The 15,696-nt window shown below is 41.3% G+C and carries 16 protein-coding genes and 1 tRNA gene; 12 read left to right on the forward strand and 5 right to left on the reverse strand.

All coding sequences use genetic code 11. The annotated features are described in order from the left end of the window. The first annotated feature begins 222 nt into the window (after positions 1-222). Positions 223-828 carry a DUF4230 domain-containing protein gene (locus tag RM553_RS01160; protein ID WP_311533087.1) on the forward strand — a complete coding sequence of 202 codons (606 nt, stop codon included), beginning with the start codon at positions 223-225 and terminating at the stop codon, positions 826-828. A gap of 11 nt (positions 829-839) precedes the next feature. Here the strand turns inward: RM553_RS01160 and RM553_RS01165 are convergent, their stop codons facing one another. Beyond that, the gene (locus RM553_RS01165) at positions 840-2,594 is read right to left on the reverse strand and encodes an aromatic amino acid hydroxylase (RefSeq protein WP_311533089.1); all 1,755 of its coding nucleotides are present in this window, start codon (positions 2,592-2,594) and stop codon (positions 840-842) included. A gap of 111 nt (positions 2,595-2,705) precedes the next feature. After that, positions 2,706-3,248, reverse strand: coding sequence for a DUF4136 domain-containing protein (locus RM553_RS01170; RefSeq protein ID WP_311533090.1), 543 nt, complete (start codon positions 3,246-3,248; stop codon positions 2,706-2,708). A 193-nt stretch (positions 3,249-3,441) separates the two neighbouring features. On the opposite strand from RM553_RS01170, the gene RM553_RS01175 reads away from it, so the two are divergent. After that, entirely contained in the window at positions 3,442-3,597 is a 156-nt protein-coding gene (locus RM553_RS01175; protein ID WP_311533092.1) for a hypothetical protein, read from the forward strand. 267 nt (positions 3,598-3,864) lie between these two features. Here RM553_RS01175 and RM553_RS01180 read toward each other — a convergent pair whose 3' ends face one another. Beyond that, on the reverse strand, positions 3,865-4,032 hold the full coding sequence (locus tag RM553_RS01180; RefSeq protein ID WP_311533093.1) for a C1orf53 family protein: 168 nt from the start codon (positions 4,030-4,032) through the stop codon (positions 3,865-3,867). 32 nt (positions 4,033-4,064) lie between these two features. Between RM553_RS01180 and RM553_RS01185 the strand changes: the two genes are divergently transcribed. The 7 genes from RM553_RS01185 to RM553_RS01215 all read left to right on the forward strand — a co-directional run bounded on the left by RM553_RS01185 (position 4,065) and on the right by RM553_RS01215 (position 9,390). Next, positions 4,065-4,391, forward strand: coding sequence for a hypothetical protein (locus RM553_RS01185; protein ID WP_311533095.1), 327 nt, complete (start codon positions 4,065-4,067; stop codon positions 4,389-4,391). A 42-nt stretch (positions 4,392-4,433) separates the two neighbouring features. After that, entirely contained in the window at positions 4,434-5,369 is a 936-nt protein-coding gene (locus RM553_RS01190) for a 1-aminocyclopropane-1-carboxylate deaminase/D-cysteine desulfhydrase (RefSeq protein ID WP_311533098.1), read from the forward strand. Between the two features lies 1 nt (position 5,370). After that, positions 5,371-6,177 carry a glucosaminidase domain-containing protein gene (locus tag RM553_RS01195; protein ID WP_311533099.1) on the forward strand — a complete coding sequence of 269 codons (807 nt, stop codon included), beginning with the start codon at positions 5,371-5,373 and terminating at the stop codon, positions 6,175-6,177. A 12-nt stretch (positions 6,178-6,189) separates the two neighbouring features. Continuing rightward, the gene (gene hemL / locus RM553_RS01200; RefSeq protein ID WP_311533101.1) at positions 6,190-7,479 is read left to right on the forward strand and encodes a glutamate-1-semialdehyde 2,1-aminomutase; all 1,290 of its coding nucleotides are present in this window, start codon (positions 6,190-6,192) and stop codon (positions 7,477-7,479) included. A gap of 118 nt (positions 7,480-7,597) precedes the next feature. Beyond that, a tRNA-Val gene (locus tag RM553_RS01205) sits at positions 7,598-7,672 on the forward strand. Between the two features lie 87 nt (positions 7,673-7,759). Next, positions 7,760-8,107, forward strand: a complete 348-nt coding sequence (locus RM553_RS01210; RefSeq protein ID WP_311533103.1) for a hypothetical protein — start codon at positions 7,760-7,762, stop codon at positions 8,105-8,107. 197 nt (positions 8,108-8,304) lie between these two features. Continuing rightward, positions 8,305-9,390 carry an ion channel gene (locus RM553_RS01215; protein ID WP_311533105.1) on the forward strand — a complete coding sequence of 362 codons (1,086 nt, stop codon included), beginning with the start codon at positions 8,305-8,307 and terminating at the stop codon, positions 9,388-9,390. 14 nt (positions 9,391-9,404) lie between these two features. On the opposite strand, the gene RM553_RS01220 is transcribed toward RM553_RS01215, so the two are convergent. Both RM553_RS01220 and gldJ read right to left on the reverse strand, forming a co-directional pair. Next, complete coding sequence (locus tag RM553_RS01220) at positions 9,405-10,691, reverse strand: UDP-N-acetylmuramoyl-tripeptide--D-alanyl-D-alanine ligase (RefSeq protein ID WP_311533107.1); 1,287 nt, start codon at positions 10,689-10,691, stop codon at positions 9,405-9,407. A 62-nt stretch (positions 10,692-10,753) separates the two neighbouring features. Beyond that, a complete protein-coding gene (gldJ, locus tag RM553_RS01225; RefSeq protein ID WP_432271440.1) occupies positions 10,754-12,436 on the reverse strand; it encodes a gliding motility lipoprotein GldJ in 1,683 nt (560 codons plus the stop codon). Between the two features lie 428 nt (positions 12,437-12,864). Here gldJ and porV point away from each other — a divergent pair, with 428 nt between their 5' ends. The 3 genes from porV (at position 12,865) to pdhA (ending at position 15,695) form a co-directional block, all read left to right on the forward strand. Further along, complete coding sequence (porV, locus tag RM553_RS01230; RefSeq protein WP_311533111.1) at positions 12,865-14,016, forward strand: type IX secretion system outer membrane channel protein PorV; 1,152 nt, start codon at positions 12,865-12,867, stop codon at positions 14,014-14,016. An 84-nt stretch (positions 14,017-14,100) separates the two neighbouring features. Beyond that, the gene (gene cdd, locus RM553_RS01235) at positions 14,101-14,583 is read left to right on the forward strand and encodes a cytidine deaminase (protein WP_311533113.1); all 483 of its coding nucleotides are present in this window, start codon (positions 14,101-14,103) and stop codon (positions 14,581-14,583) included. 110 nt (positions 14,584-14,693) lie between these two features. Continuing rightward, positions 14,694-15,695: a pyruvate dehydrogenase (acetyl-transferring) E1 component subunit alpha gene (gene pdhA / locus RM553_RS01240; protein ID WP_311533115.1), complete on the forward strand. Its 1,002-nt coding sequence runs from the start codon at positions 14,694-14,696 to the stop codon at positions 15,693-15,695. The last annotated feature ends 1 nt before the right edge of the window (position 15,696 follow it).

Below are 15,696 nucleotides of genomic sequence, written 5' to 3' on the forward strand. Positions count from 1 at the left end.
TAGTAAAGGGTTTATATTCTTTATTGCCTGGGCTTCGGGATTTGTAATCTAAAATTTGTTGGGGTAGATTTTAGAATTTTTAAAACTAATGGACGGGTGGGGCCGTCCATTAGTATTTTAAAAAATCAATGAATTTTCCTCCACACCTTTAAAATAGTTGTTTTCTGCAAGATCTCCACGTGTAGAAATATTATTTGTATTTTGCTCCTAAATCATTTAAAAATGAAAAAAATCCTGGCGGGAATCCTGTTGGTTCTACTAATTTTCTTCGCTTATAAATATTTCCAGAATCAACAAAATGAAAGGCAAAAACTGCAGGAAAATACTTCTCTTATTCAGGAGCAAATTCGTAATGTGGGGAAGTTAGTGGTTACTGAAGGCACTTTTTCGCAAGTGTATTCTTACAAAGATTCAAAAAAGTTTTATTTAGATATATTTTCTGCCCGTAAAAAAGCACTCATTGTCGTTAATGCTGAAGTAACTGTAGCTTACGACCTGAGTAAGCTTAAAGTAGCAGTGAATGAAGAAGAGAAAACTGTCAATATTCTCAGTATTCCTGAAGAGGAGATAACCATCAATCCGGATATTCAGTATTACGATGTTACCCAGGATTACCTTAATAAATTCGACGCTTCAGATTACAACAAGATTAAAGAACGGGTAAATGCCTCCATCCGCAGGAAAGTAGAGCAGTCCAGCCTGAAATCTAATGCGCAAAACCGGCTGATAAGCGAGCTTCAGAAAATTTACATTCTTACCAGTTCTATGGGCTGGACGCTGACTTATAATGATAATCCCATCCAGAATTCCGGAGACTGGACGAGCTGAAGATGTAAATTCTATTTCACGAGTTCAGCATCAACCATGGTAATGCCATCTTCAATAAGATGCCTGATTTTTGGCCTTTTTGCTTTCACGGTTTCTAAATGCTCAAGAACTTCTTTGGCCAGGTTCTGGTCTTGGAAAACCGCAAGTTCATAGATTTCCACAGCAAGAAGCCAGTCTTTGGGATGATATTTTTTCAGCAGGTCAAAAGCAGCATTCAGCGAATATTTAGTGGTTTTACCTTCCCTTATATTTCTTACCGACTCATAAAGGCTTTCCAGCTCTTCCCGCTCTGGTGTCTTTTTACTTTTTACCGTAGTTGAAGAGGTTTTGTGGGTAATCAGGTCAAAAGAATTATTATCTGCAGGCCCGGCAAAGGCTGAAATCACCTCCTTGCCAACAGCCATATCATATTTCCCCCACTCCGGTTTAAAAAGTATTTTTTCGCCATGGGTCACGCTGCAGTTTTTAAAGCTGATGAGGATAATTTTTCCCTGCAGGTTGCGGGTACCGGTTATAATCTCGCCCTCAACCACAATACCGCCTTCAAATTCCAGTTTCACCTGCTCGCCTTCATAGATGTCATACGCCCGCAGGTCCCGTGGGCTCATATCTTCAATAGCAAGGTTAATTCCTTTTAGCTTACCAATGGGAGAGCCAAAACCTTCGGGATGATTTTTGGTTCCATGCCCCACCAGTTCCTTTTCCCGGTAAGATAATGCGGTTTTTCCGCTGGTTTTAACGTACACAGGTTCGCCTTCATTGGAGATTACTTCTGTAAAGTCTCCTGAAACCTGCAATCCCGTGCTTAATTCTATAGTGCCAATACTTTTAGAATCAATCAGCTTCTGAATACCTTCCAGTCCTCCTTTGCGAAGCGCCATGGAATTGGCAAATTCTTCCAGCACCAGGCTAAGATGGGCAAAATCTGGCGTTACATATAACTGTGGCTGGGGTTTGGTGATATCAAAATCCTGCTTAACCGCCTCAATAGTGTAAGGCAGCTTCTTCACTTTATCGGTCATGCACCAGGTGCTTTCCCCAATAGAAGACAAAAGTCCGGCGCCATAAATTTTAGGGTTTTCAAGGCTGCCAATCAATCCATATTCTACCGTCCACCAGTGTAAATTACGAATCCGGGCCATTTCGCTGGCTTCACCCATATTATTCTGAAGGTAATCCACTTTTTCTTCCGCAGCTTTAATCTCTTCTTCAGGCGTATCTTCAGCCTCTTTTAAAATACTCAGCAGCCGTATGGCTTCGTACATTTCATAATCCCGGGAACTGGAGATGGCTTTGCAGCCAATCTCGCCAAACCTCCTCAGGTATTCAGCATATTCGGGATTGGCGATAATAGGCGCATGCCCGGCACCTTCATGAATAATATCCGGCGCGGGCGTGTATTCTATATGTTCCAGTTGCCTGATATCACTGGCGATGACCAAAACATTAAAAGCCTGAAATTCCATAAAAGCCGCCGGTGGGATAAATCCGTCTACGGCAACCGCAGCCCATCCAATCTCCTTTAAAATACGGTTCATCCCGTACATATTGGGAATATGGTCTATGGAAATGCCTGTTTTCTTCAGTCCTTCCAGGTAAGAAGAATGAGCCACCCTGCTGAGGTATTCCACATTTTTGCGCATTACATACCTCCAAACCGCCTGGTTAATGGCGGTATAATTATCATAATTCTGCGGTTTTATATATTGCTGAAGATGTGCCGGCAGCCGGTCCAGAATTTCGTTGGATTGAATTTGGTCAAGCATAATCGTGTGGTTGTGGTTTGAACTAAAGGTAAGAAAATTGTAGTTCAAATTGCAGGATTTCGGGAAAGGCTGTAAATAAAAAAGCCCCGGTTAAGGGGCTTTAAAAGTACTTTATTGATTTGATCCCGGAGGATATTTTTCTAAAATTTCACTTACAATCTCATTGATGCGTTCCTGTTTCCTTTCAACTTTTTCAGCCAAAGCTGCAGTTCCCATTCCCTGCCAAACCAGTTCCATATCGTCGGAATCAATTAGGTCAATATAAAGTGTACCTTCACTGGTACGGTTAACGGTATTATAGCCACTTCCCCAATACCATGGGCTCCAGCCCCAACCATAGCCCCAGCCGGGCATATTGTTCTGGTAAATATTAATGTTTTCGTTTGTTTTGGTAAAAATACTTACCAAAAGATCAGGATTTTCAGATTTGGTAAAGCCTTTTTCGTTCATTGCCTGTTCAATAGCTCTCAGAATTCGTTTTTTGTCAAGATCTGAAATTTCCGCCTTGTCAATTCCCGGTTTAAAGAAAGCATAGGTGTTGTAAGAACTAAAATTGGCTTCGCGGTCATAATCGGAAGCGACCCGCACAGTGTTGCAGGAAGTAAAAAATACTGCGGCAAGCAACAGAAATGGTGTAAACTTTAAAATTTTCATATTCTCAAAATTTAAGTGGCCTTTAAACCTCACTTGTCCGTTTACGGTTAATCGGCCTTTAGTTAAATGCCCATGAAGGGCGTCAATGGTTAAGTTAAGCTGAATTAATTAAAAATCTTCTTCAGTAGCGTCTTTTCTTTCCAGATAATAAAAAACATCGTTAGCTGTGATATTATTAAAATTCTCCTTTAAGATGATGCTCAATCTATTTATTGAATACAACATGCATAATTTAACGGAGAAAGACGCTCTTCAGATAATTAAGAATCTCAACAATCATGCCGATAATCTCAGTATTACGCAGGATACATCAGATATTCCTGTTAATATTGTTCTTTATTTGTTGTAAAACAATTGCGTTGTAAACATTTCATCAAATTTTATAAGAACTCTTGTGGCTATTGGATTTCGAGTTACTTTTTAAGATGAAGAGACTGTTCTTGAATATGTAAGCCTACATTTTTTTCCTTTTCTTGCATCCGACGCCCGAAGGGAGAGGAATGCATGTAAAAAAGAAGAGTTTAAAGGAAAGTTTAATTAGGACAGGATTGGTTATAAAACAGTTGAAGTATTGTCGTCGATACCTTTGTGGGAAAAGTGGATTTCCCCATTTTAATTACTGCCTGTTGGTTTTCCTGTTGTAGCCATAAGGACAATGCCGACAGCCGCTTTCACAGCAGTAGCCTCTTTTTAAATGATATTGCTCTGTAAAACATTTATAGCCTTCAGGCGTGAGATAATAATCGCCCTCTTCCAACGGGATCTTTTTTCTTGAAAAATTCATATCACAAATTTACAATTTCTTATATTGAATGTGTGATCGTGCTTGTTAACAAATATCTGCTGGCAAAAGGATTTAAAGGTGTGAGTTTATGGCCTTTTGTAATTGTAAAATATTCGAGGTATAAGAAGGATGGGGTTTTTCTTAATCATGAAAAAATTCATTTACGGCAACAGCTTGAAATGCTCATTATTCCTTTCTATTTATGGTATGCAATAGAATTCTTTATTCGTTACCTTCAGTATAAAAATGGGTATGAAGCTTACAGGAATATCAGTTTTGAAAAGGAAGCTTATGGGCTGGAAAAAGATTTTGATTATCTAAACCGAAGAAAATACTGGTCTTTCCTGAAATATCTCTAGCATTTCGTTGTATGGCAGGAGCGGCTTTTTGATCTTTGCATTATGGCTGATTTTCTCAATGCTGAATTTGACGCGGTTCCCAACCAGTTTATTAAAACCTTTGATAATGGCGTGTCCCTTTACCTGAAAAGGGAAGATTTGCTTCATCCTGAAGTTCCCGGTAATAAATTCAGGAAGTTAAAGTACAATATCGCTGAAGCCAAAAGGCAGGGAAAAGAGAAAATCCTGACTTTTGGCGGAGCCTTTTCCAACCATATAGCCGCCACCGCAGCTGCCGGAAAACATGCTAAAATAAAAACAGTAGGAATTATAAGGGGTGAAGAGCTTGGGAATGATCTGCCAAAAACTTTGGATTTTAACCCCACGCTCAAGTTTGCCAGTTCCTGCAGAATGGAATTGAAATTTATCTCCCGGGAAGTGTTCAGGAAAAAAGAAGATCCGGCGTTTATTGATAAATTAGGAGCAGAATTTGGGGATTTTTACCTGGTGCCTGAAGGCGGCACCAATACGCTCGCTATTAAGGGTTGTGAAGAAATCCTTACTTCAGCCGACGCGAAATTTGATTATATCTGCACTTCAGTTGGGACTGGCGGCACCATCTCAGGGATTATTAATGCCTCTCTTGCCCATCAGCAGGTGTTGGGGTTTTCAGCATTAAAAGGAGAATTTCTTGATTCCGCAGTAAAAAAGAACGTGACCAAAGAGAATTGGCAAATTATACCAGATTATCATTTTGGCGGTTATGCAAAGGTAAATGCAGAACTGGTCCGCTTTATCAATCATTTTAAGGCGGAATATGATATTCTGCTGGACCCGGTTTACACAGGGAAACTAGTTTTTGGTATTTTTGCAATGATCGAAAACGGCTATTTTCCGAAGAATGCAAGAATCCTTGGGGTACATACGGGAGGATTGCAGGGAATTATTGGGATGAATAAACGATTACAAAATAAAAATCTGCCCTTAATCAATGCGTGATATGAAGATAAAACAGCTCCTTTTGTTAATAATGATGAGTTTTTTGCTGTTTTCCTGCGGAAGTAAGAAAAGAGCAGCCAGGCGAAATTCCACCGGAGATACGGTAAGCAGGAGGGAAGCGCCGGCCAGTGTTGAAAATAATGTGAGGGAAAGAAGCGGGCCCGTAACTTATGCGGTAAGTGTGGAGCATTATATACAGTTATTTGCTCCAATTGCGATGGAAGAAATGAAATTGTATAAGATCCCCGCAAGTATAACCCTTGCCCAGGGCATCCTTGAATCCGGCGCCGGCAGGGGACAACTTTCCCGAAACGCCAATAATCACTTCGGGATTAAATGCCATGACTGGAAAGGCGCTAAAGTGTATCATGATGACGATCGCCGGCAGGAGTGTTTCAGGAAATATAAAGACCCAAAATATTCTTACCGTGACCATTCCCTTTTTTTAGCGGAAAGAGGACGCTATGCAGAATTATTTACCCTGGACGCCGATGATTACGAGGGTTGGGCAAAAGGCCTTAAAAAAGCTGGTTACGCTACAGACCGCAGGTATCCCGATAAACTGATTGACCTGATTGAAAAATATCAGCTGCACAAATTTGATGAAGAGGTGCTGGGCAGGCCTTCCCGAAATTATGCCGATGTTGCCGATGGAAACCGTACCTCTACGGCAACTTACGTGGTGCGTAAAGGAGATACGTTGTACTCTATCGCGAAAAAATATAATACCACTGTTGCTCAAATTCAGCGGTCCAATAACCTGGATGGGACAACTATTTCCATTGGGCAGCTGTTGTATATTAACTAAGAAACTAAAATTATGATTTATAAAAGAAGCAGCGAATTGTTCGCTTCAGCTCAAAAAGTAATTCCCGGAGGAGTAAATTCACCCGTTCGCGCATTTAAGGCTGTTGGTGGCGACCCCGTCTTTATTAAAGAAGCTAAAGGCGCATATATTTATGATGAAGATGGGAACCAGCTTATAGACTACATCAATTCCTGGGGGCCACTTATTCTTGGCCATGCGCACCCGCCGGTGATAGACGCACTGGTGGAAAGAGCAGAAAAGGGAACTTCTTTTGGAACACCTACCGAACTGGAAACCAAAATTGCGGAACTCGCGGTAAAAATGGTGCCAAATATAGATAAAATCAGGATGGTGAATTCCGGAACCGAGGCCTGTATGAGTGCCGTGCGTCTAGCCAGGGGTTTTTCAGGAAAAGAGAAAATTATCAAATTTGCCGGCTGTTACCATGGCCACAGCGACAGTTTTCTAATCCAGGCAGGCAGTGGGGCTGTAACTTTTGGAACTCCAAACAGCCCCGGCGTTACCCAGGGAACTGCGAAAGATACTTTGCTGGCAACATATAACGACCTGGAGAGTGTGAAGCAGCTTATTGAAGCGAATAAAGATGAGATTGCCTGCCTGATTATAGAACCTGTTCCCGGCAATATGGGCTGTATTCCTCCTAAAGAAGGGTTTTTGCAGGGTCTAAGGGAGCTGTGTGATGCTAACAATATTTTGCTGATTTTTGATGAGGTAATGACGGGGTTTAGACTGGCTCCGGGAGGTGTACAGCAACGCCTGGGGATCAATGCCGATATTGTTTGCTTCGGAAAGGTGATAGGTGGTGGTTTGCCAGTTGGGGCTTTTGCTGCCCGGGACGAAATTATGGATTACCTGGCCCCGGTCGGGTCGGTATACCAGGCAGGAACTTTGAGTGGAAACCCTTTGGCAATGGCTGCCGGATTGGCTATGTTGCAGGAGCTTAATGACAGGCCTGCAATATATGAATCTATAGATAAAAAAACAGAGTATTTACATAATGGAATGGAAAAGGTACTGGAGGAAAATAATATAGCGCATACCATAAACAGGATGGGATCTATGATTTCAGTGCATTTTTCTGAAGAACCCGTGGTAGACTTTGCTTCTGCGGCAAACGCGGCCTCAAACGGGAAATTTAATACATTCTTTCATAGTTTGCTGGAAAACGGAATATACATCGCCCCAAGCGCCTTTGAAACCTGGTTTATAACTGAAGCATTATCTTATGAAGATTTGGATAAGACTATTGCCGCGGTAGGAAAAGCAGCCAAAGCTTTATAAATTTTGTAGTGCTGAAATAAAGGAGGCTTAGCGAAATCATTAATGTTATTAGTGCGGGTCCTTGTAAAATCTTATTCCCGAAATAGTGTAAAAATTTTATCTATATTTACTTTTTTAAGAGTGATTAGCTCAGTTGGTTCAGAGCATTACCTTGACAGGGTAGGGGTCACTGGTTCGAATCCAGTATCACTCACAAGTTACTGTTCGTCCGGTGTTATGTATGGTTTCAGGATACATATATCCGGATGGATTTATTTTAGGTGCACTTAATCATATTGTTATGGAAGAGTTGAAAATCGATGTAAAAAATAATGGAGAAGTAGTAGGATTTAAAATAGATTCTGAAGTAATGAAGGATCTGTGGCTAACTCATACAAAAGAAAAAGTTGATGCGAATATCAGGAACTTCGCTATTGATATTGAAGTCTCGCCTAATGGAATCGCCACTAAGATTTCTAAGATAGATGAGATGGCCGTACTCACTTTAATAGCTAACAGTGAAAGGAAATATCAATACGTTGTAGGGAAAGATCTGGAAATGGATAAGGTTGCAAATATGGATTCCCATCAAGTCCCCGATCAGATTAAGGGGCTTATAAGGCAAACCTACGACGCGGCTTGTGCTTAAGCCATTTGCTGGTACATTCTTCTCGTGGAAACGGTTCGGGAATTAATGATCCAGAAATAATAGTTATTGGAATTATTTCAAATTTTCTGCCTGCTTAGGTTAAGTGGTTTTTCTGAAGAAAAAGTTTTAGGGAAATACTTTTACTTCGGAATTTTTTAAATTTAAGATCTAAAGCTGCCATATCCAATATCTTAATTATGCTAAAGCCCGGCTTTTTATTTCTTTTTCTGTTTGCTGTATTCCTTTCTACGAACAGTTTTGCTCAAATTGACAGCCTGCCAAAAAAGGAGAACCTGGTTGTAGGGGTTTATTCCCAGCCTCCCTATATGATTGCTGATGATAAAGGGAATTGGGACGGGATTAGTATTCGTCTCTGGCGGGCAGTGGCCGATCGGCTGGATGCTAAATATCAACTAAAAGAAATCTCCAGGGATTCTGCGGTAACGGCATTGGCCAATCAGGTTGATGTGGTCCTTCTGAAAGATGTTACCGCCGATGCAGAAGAACAAATTGATTTTAGCCATATTTATCATAAGGCCGAAATGGGCGTTGCCTCCTCCCAATCAATGAGTCTGTCTTCTATAGCCAAAGCTTTTTTCAATAAGCGCTTTTGGTATATTGCCGGAATGCTATCTGTTTTGTTGCTGATAGTGGGCAGCATTATCTATTTTATTGAACGCGGCAGCAATGAAGATAACTTTGGCGGAGAACGATCTGTCGTGCGGGGAATAGGTTCCGGTTTCTGGTGGGCCGGCGTTACAATGACAACTATTGGCTACGGCGATAAATCCCCGGTGACGTTTTGGGGTCGTGCCGTGGCGCTAATCTGGATGCTTGTGGCTATGGCGGTTACAGCTGTGCTTACTGCTTCCCTGGTTTCGGCGGTTATGGGAAACTCTTCAAGTAAAATAAATATTCCTGAAGATTTAAGAGATATGAAAATGGTTGCAGTGCAAAGCTCTTTTGCGGCAGATTATCTGCAGAAGGAAAGAATTCCTTTTAAGGAGGTGGAGAATATCTCGGAAGCTTTAAAAACAGTTAGGGACCAGAAAGCCGATGCGGTTTTAAACAACGTGCCCGTGATGCGTTATACCATAAACAATGATCCTGACCTTTCCCTAAAGGTGCAACCGATAAATATGGATCCACATTATTATGCCTTTGGCCTCGCCCAGGGAGATTCCCTTAGGGAGCCGCTAAATCTGGCGATGTTAAAGGTGATGAATTCCTCCTTATGGCAACAGGAACTGGAGCGGTATGTGCCAGAGAAGAAAAAACGATAAAATTGATTTTCCTTTTATATAGCTTCCAGAATTCTTTCCAGTGCTAATCCTCTTGAGCCTTTAATAAGAATATGGCAGTTATCAAAGTTGGTTTCCTGGAGATGCTCCTTCAGTTTTTCCACACTTTTAAATTTGATGATGGTATTTTTGTTGGTCTGGGTACGGTTAAAATGATCCCCGACCAGATAACATTCGGTAAAATCATCATTTTCGAGTAAGTTCACTATTACCTGGTGTTCGGTATCTGCTGAAGCTCCTACTTCCAGCATATCACCTAGAATAACAATTTTAGGCTCTTTTGTTTCCAATTCCTGGAAATTGGAAATGGCAGCATGCATACTTGTAGGATTGGCATTATATGCGTCCATAAAAATAGTATTGCTTCCCTTTTTTGTAATCTGCGAGCGATTGTTTGCAGGGGAGTATTCTTCAATAGCTTCTTTTATTGCATCAAAAGGAACTTTAAAATAAAGGCCCATGCAAATAGCGGCAGCGATATTTAAAGCGTTATGCTTTCCTGTAATTTTACTGTTGAAATCTGTATCGTTAAAATTCACGCTGGCGTAAGACTGGTTTCCGGAATAGCTAAACTGAACCTTTGCATCTTCAGCGGTACCAAAAGTAAAAATATGGTCATATTTAAAATGTTCCCGCTGTACAGGGTCATCTGCATTCAGGAAAATCAGCCTCTTGTGTTTTTTCAGATGTGTATAGAGTTCGCTCTTGGCTTCAATCACTCCTTCAAGATTTCCAAATCCTTCCAGGTGGGCTTTTCCGAAGTTGGTGATATAGCCGTAGTCCGGCATTGCGATATTTGAAAGCTCCGCAATTTCTTTAAAATGGTTCGCGCCCATTTCCACAATTCCAATTTCGGTCTCTTCATCCATAGAAAGAAGAGTGAGCGGAACACCAATATGGTTGTTGAGATTGCCTTTTGTAGCTACTGTTTTGTACTTTTTGGAAAGGACTTTATTGGTGAGTTCCTTGGTGGTGGTTTTGCCGTTGCTGCCCGTAATTCCTATAATGGGCAGTTGTAAATATTTTCGATGAAAGTTGGCCAGTTCCTGTAAGGTTTTAAGAACATCTTTTACCAGGATAATTTTTTCCGGATCGGTGGCATAACTTTCTTCGTCTACCACGGCTAATTTTGCGCCTTTTTCTATGGCTTCCCTTGCAAAAGTATTGCCGTTGAAGTTAGTCCCCCTGAGAGCAAAATAAATTCCGTTCTCCTTAATATATCTTGTATCTGTAAAAGCTCCCGAGCTTAACAGGAAACGCTGGTGTATTTGTGCTACATTCATAAAATAAAGCTATAAAAAAAGCCCTAAAAAATAGGGCTTTTAAAGATATTTAACCAAAATTGTTAATTTCTGGCTGTCTTATTTTCTTCTTTGGATTTGGATCCCACCCGGGACATCGCATTTCTAAAGCCAATGTAATCTGTAGCCATATCCTGAGGGAAAAACCTTCTTTGTGCGGGATCTAGCCAGTAGGCTCTGTCTCTCCACGAACCTCCTTTATAGACTCTTACTTCGTCACTAATGAGGGTTGTTCTTTCGGCAGAATCATAACCTCTCTCTGCAATAGTTCCGGTGCTGTCACTGTACTTCACATTGTTGTAAGTTGGAGAATTATACATCCTCTTGGAGGGATCACTTGCATCCTGGAAAGGCTGGTAATATCTTGTAGAACTTTTGTCCCCGTCACGAAAATCCCTCTGGTCACTTTCGGTATAATTGGTTCTCATATAAGTATCCTCGCTGGTCACAGGTGTCTGCGCGATTTCTCCAGGAAGGTTTCTGGCTACAAGTTTACCATTGCTTAACGTATCATACTGAACTTCGTCAGCTCCAAGTATTTTTACACTTCCATCTTCATTAATAGCGTTTTTGGTATACACGTTACCTCTGTAGTAGTTAAAATCGTTAAATTCATCATCTACAATCGGGCGGTAAACATCAAGCACCCATTCTGCAACGTTTCCTGCCATGTCATAAAGGCCAAAATCGTTTGGTTCATAAGATTTTACTTCCGCGGTAATATCGGCGCCGTCATCACTCCAACCTGCAATTCCACCATAGTCCCCGGCACTTTGCTTAAAGTTCGCCAGCTGGTCTCCCTGTCTTTTAACATCACCAGACCTGGTGTATTGTCCATCCCATGGATATTTTTTTCTGCCACGGTAAACATTATAGTTTCTTAACCCAACAAGGGCAAGAGCGGCATATTCCCATTCTGCTTCTGTAGGCAGGCGGTATTCCGGAGAAACCAGTCCGCTTTCCCTGCCGGGATATACTTTTCTAACAGGATTACCTTCATCATTGGTGTCTTCCAGTCTGTCCTGGATTTCTTCTCCCTGGCTCAATTCCGTATTTCCTCCGTAGGCATTTGAAGGGGAATAAATATAAGCTTCGGTATTAAAAGACTGCCCGGGTTCTGCCTGATACCTGGCACCTTCTGCTATAATTCCTTCTTCCTCAAGCATAAGCTCGTTCACCCTGTCGGTTCTCCATTTGCTGAATTCCACTGCCTGAATCCAGCTCACTCCTACCACAGGATATTCAGCATACGCAGGGTGGCGCAAATAGTTGTTTACCATGGTTTCGTTAAAACCAAGGCGGTTTCTCCATACCAGGGTATCAGGAAGTGCTCCTGTATAAATATCTTTATATCTTTCTTCGGAAGGAGGGAATACTCTTTTTATCCAATCCAGGTATTCCAGATACATTTTATTGGTAACTTCTGTTTCGTCCATATAAAAGGACTGTACATGTTGTTGGGTAGGGCTGTTGTTCCAGTCGTGCATGGGGTCGTCCTGAACCCTTCCCATGGTAAAGGTTCCTCCTTCAATAAAAACAAGGCCCGGCATTGTTTCCTGTTCCTTAAAGTCGCTATTGTACTGGAATCCACCTTCGTCTGAATTGATGTCCCAGCCGGTGGCGCGGGAGGTGTTTTTATAATCTCTGGAATTGTTACAGCTTATCAGGCCAATGCCAAAGGCAATTGTAAAAAGTGCTCTTACAGCAATATCAGTTCTCATATTCATCGTCCTTTTGATAGAATTTTTAGGCTTTGCAATATAGTAATTAACGCTAAATGTACAAGATTATTTTATTTAATTAAAAAAGTGTCCAAAGCTCTTTAACTGTCTGATGTGCTTAGGGCTTGCTCCTAATTTCATAGTCCTGAAACATCAAAAAAAGAACCCTGTTATTAACTTTTTAAAAGCGCAAAATTACAGCTTTTTGTGATAGGTTTGCAGAATTAGTGCCAAAATCGGATTTCTGAAATTGAACAATAAACAATAATTTGCTTTTTTTGCAGTTATTATTTGTTGAATGTGGAACTTCCAGATCAAATTTTAATTTTGGAAACCGCTTTAGGCCTTCGTACGGGGACTGCCTGCAATTTTAGGCTGGAAGGTTCTTTCTTAACAGGAATTTAAATATATATTTGTTACAGATAACGTTCAGGATGAAAAAATTCAAAATTGTACTACTTGGAGTTGGGTTACTTTCAGGCTTCTCTTCTTTTGCCCAGGAAGAACAGGATAGGGTGATTACCACTGCAGTTCCATTTTTACAGGTAGCGGCAGATGCCCGTGCTGCAGGTATGGGAGACCAGGGGGTGGCTACTTCTATGGATGTGTATTCCCAGCAATGGAATCCCGCGAAATATGCTTTTGCCGAACGCCAGCAGGGAGTTGGGTTTTCTTACACTCCTTATTTAAGTGATATTGTGAACGATATCTTTCTGGGGAGCTTAAACTATTATTATAAACTGAATGACAGAAGTGTCTTTGCTTCAAGTTTACGTTATTTTAGTTTAGGTTCAATAGAAACAAGAAACACTTTTGAGCAGGCCCCGTTACTGGTGAATCCGCAGGAATTCACTTTTGACCTCTCTTATTCCCTTAAGCTAAGCGAAGATTTCTCTATGGCGGTTGCAGGTAGATATTTGCATTCTGACCTTGGCCTGCAGGATGAAGAAGATTTAGGGGCGGCAGGAAGTTTTGGCGTAGATGTGGCCGCATTTTACCAAAGTCCTGAAATCTATATGGATAGTTTTACAGGGAGATGGAGATTAGGTGCCAATATTTCAAACATAGGCCCTAAGATGAAGTATGATGATTCCGGACAGGAAGATTTTATTCCAACCAACTTTAAAGCGGGAGCGGGATTTGATTTTATCCTGGATCCGCAGAACAGAATAGGGACATATGTGGAATTCAATAAATTGCTGGTGCCCACTCCACAGGATTTTAATGACGACGGGGATATTAACAGTGAAGATGAAGAAATCTATAATGATATAGGAGCAATTGAAGGAATTTTTAAATCTTTTGGAGATGCGCCTGATGGATTTGGAGAAGAGCTTCGGGAAGTGACCTGGGCGCTTGGGGCAGAATATAAATATCAGGATGTATTTGCCTTCAGGGCGGGTTATTTTAATGAAAATGAAAATAAAGGGTCCCGAAAGTTTCTTTCTTTTGGAGCCGGGTTCCGTTATGAGATTGTAAATATAGATATCTCTTACCTGTTCTCTACTTCTAATGTGCCCAGCCCGCTGGAAGGAACCTTACGATTTGGCCTCACTTTTAATTTCGGGGAGGAGTATTATAACTAATTCTAACCTGCAAACTGCTAAAACTATCCCATTTCATTTGGTACATTTGTTGTTCTGGTTACCTTGTATTCCCAATAAGTATTTATGAAACCACTTACTTTTACTTCCAGTCTGGAAGTTTATGATTCTCTTGGTGAACTGCCTGAGGATATTCAGGATTTAATGAAAGAAGCCTTTAAGGCGCGCGATACAGCTTATGCGCCCTATTCAAAGTTTAATGTTGGGGCAGCCATTCTTTTGGAAAACGGGGAAACGGTAATAGGGAGCAATCAGGAAAATGCCTCTTATCCTTCGGGCCTTTGTGCAGAGCGCACTGCTTTTTATTTTGCCGGGGCAAAACATCCCGGGGTAAAAATGCAAAAAGTGGCCATTTCAGCAAAATCACATCAGCGAGCTATGGAAAATCCTGTGCCGCCATGTGGCGCCTGCAGGCAGGCTATGGTGGAGTATGAAGTGAAACAGAATGCTCCTATTGTGCTTTACTTTATGGGAGAAACCGGTAAAGTGGCCAAAGCAAAATCTGTCCAGGATTTACTGCCCTTTATTTTCGACAGCAGCTGTCTGTAATGTTTTCGTATTTTTTGCTCTAAAACTGTTTTTCATTCTTACTGAAAATAGTATTTTTGTTATCCGCTTGGCAAAACCCATCTGTCCGGCCTAAAATTTTATACTTTGATATGAAGAAAATCACAAAAGCCACCTATTTAAAGTGGTACGAGGATATGTTGTTTTGGCGCAAATTCGAAGACAAGCTTGCGCAGGTTTATATTCAGCAGAAGGTTAGGGGGTTCCTACACCTTTATAATGGGCAGGAAGCTATTTTGGCCGGAGCCCTTCATGCAATGGATACTGAAAAAGACAGGATGATTACCGCTTACAGGAACCACGTTCAGCCTATAGGTATGGGAGTGGACCCAAAAAGGGTGATGGCCGAGCTTTACGGAAAAGGCACTGGTACCTCCCAGGGCCTTGGTGGTTCTATGCATATTTTTTCTAAAGAACATCGTTTTTACGGCGGTCATGGGATTGTAGGAGGGCAGATTCCTCTTGGTGCGGGTCTTGCCTTTGCAGATAAATATTTTAAAAGAGACGCCGTGACCCTTTGTTTTATGGGAGATGGCGCCACCCGTCAGGGATCGCTTCACGAAACCCTGAATATGGCAGTGAAGATGGATCTTCCTGTTGTATTTTGTGTTGAAAATAACGGGTATGCCATGGGAACTTCTGTAGCGCGTACTTCTAAAGGAACCGATATCTGGAAACTTGGGAACGGGTACGAAATGCCTTGTGGGCCTGTAGATGCTATGGATCCGGTAAAAGTTGCTGAAGCTCTTGACGAGGCTATTGCCCGTGCAAGAAAAGGGGAAGGCCCAACCTTCCTTGAATTAAAAACATACCGTTACAGAGGCCACTCTATGAGTGATGCCCAAAAGTACCGTACTAAAGATGAGGTTGCGGAATATCAGAAGCTTGATCCTATCACCAAGGTGCGTGATATTATTAAGGAGAAAAAGTACGCTACTGACGAAGAAATAAAAGAAATAGATAAACGCGTTAAAGACAAAGTATCAGAATGTGAGAAATTCGCTGAAGAATCTGACTTCCCTGAGAAAAATGTTATGTACGACGTGGTATACGAACAAAAAGATTATCCATTTTTATCACATAAAGTAGACTAAA

This window comes from Autumnicola tepida, assembly GCF_031846485.1.
Taxonomy (GTDB): domain Bacteria; phylum Bacteroidota; class Bacteroidia; order Flavobacteriales; family Flavobacteriaceae; genus Autumnicola; species Autumnicola tepida.

Coding starts and splice junctions, on each gene's coding strand:
- RM553_RS01160 (WP_311533087.1), top strand. CDS start 223: ATGAAAAAAATCCTGGCGGGAATCCTGTTGGTTCTACTAATTTTCTTC.
- RM553_RS01165 (WP_311533089.1), bottom strand. CDS start 2,594: ATGCTTGACCAAATTCAATCCAACGAAATTCTGGACCGGCTGCCGGCA.
- RM553_RS01170 (WP_311533090.1), bottom strand. CDS start 3,248: ATGAAAATTTTAAAGTTTACACCATTTCTGTTGCTTGCCGCAGTATTT.
- RM553_RS01175 (WP_311533092.1), top strand. CDS start 3,442: ATGATGCTCAATCTATTTATTGAATACAACATGCATAATTTAACGGAG.
- RM553_RS01180 (WP_311533093.1), bottom strand. CDS start 4,032: ATGAATTTTTCAAGAAAAAAGATCCCGTTGGAAGAGGGCGATTATTAT.
- RM553_RS01190 (WP_311533098.1), top strand. CDS start 4,434: ATGGCTGATTTTCTCAATGCTGAATTTGACGCGGTTCCCAACCAGTTT.
- RM553_RS01195 (WP_311533099.1), top strand. CDS start 5,371: ATGAAGATAAAACAGCTCCTTTTGTTAATAATGATGAGTTTTTTGCTG.
- hemL (WP_311533101.1), top strand. CDS start 6,190: ATGATTTATAAAAGAAGCAGCGAATTGTTCGCTTCAGCTCAAAAAGTA.
- RM553_RS01210 (WP_311533103.1), top strand. CDS start 7,760: ATGGAAGAGTTGAAAATCGATGTAAAAAATAATGGAGAAGTAGTAGGA.
- RM553_RS01215 (WP_311533105.1), top strand. CDS start 8,305: ATGCTAAAGCCCGGCTTTTTATTTCTTTTTCTGTTTGCTGTATTCCTT.
- RM553_RS01220 (WP_311533107.1), bottom strand. CDS start 10,691: ATGAATGTAGCACAAATACACCAGCGTTTCCTGTTAAGCTCGGGAGCT.
- gldJ (WP_432271440.1), bottom strand. CDS start 12,436: ATGAATATGAGAACTGATATTGCTGTAAGAGCACTTTTTACAATTGCC.
- porV (WP_311533111.1), top strand. CDS start 12,865: ATGAAAAAATTCAAAATTGTACTACTTGGAGTTGGGTTACTTTCAGGC.
- cdd (WP_311533113.1), top strand. CDS start 14,101: ATGAAACCACTTACTTTTACTTCCAGTCTGGAAGTTTATGATTCTCTT.
- pdhA (WP_311533115.1), top strand. CDS start 14,694: ATGAAGAAAATCACAAAAGCCACCTATTTAAAGTGGTACGAGGATATG.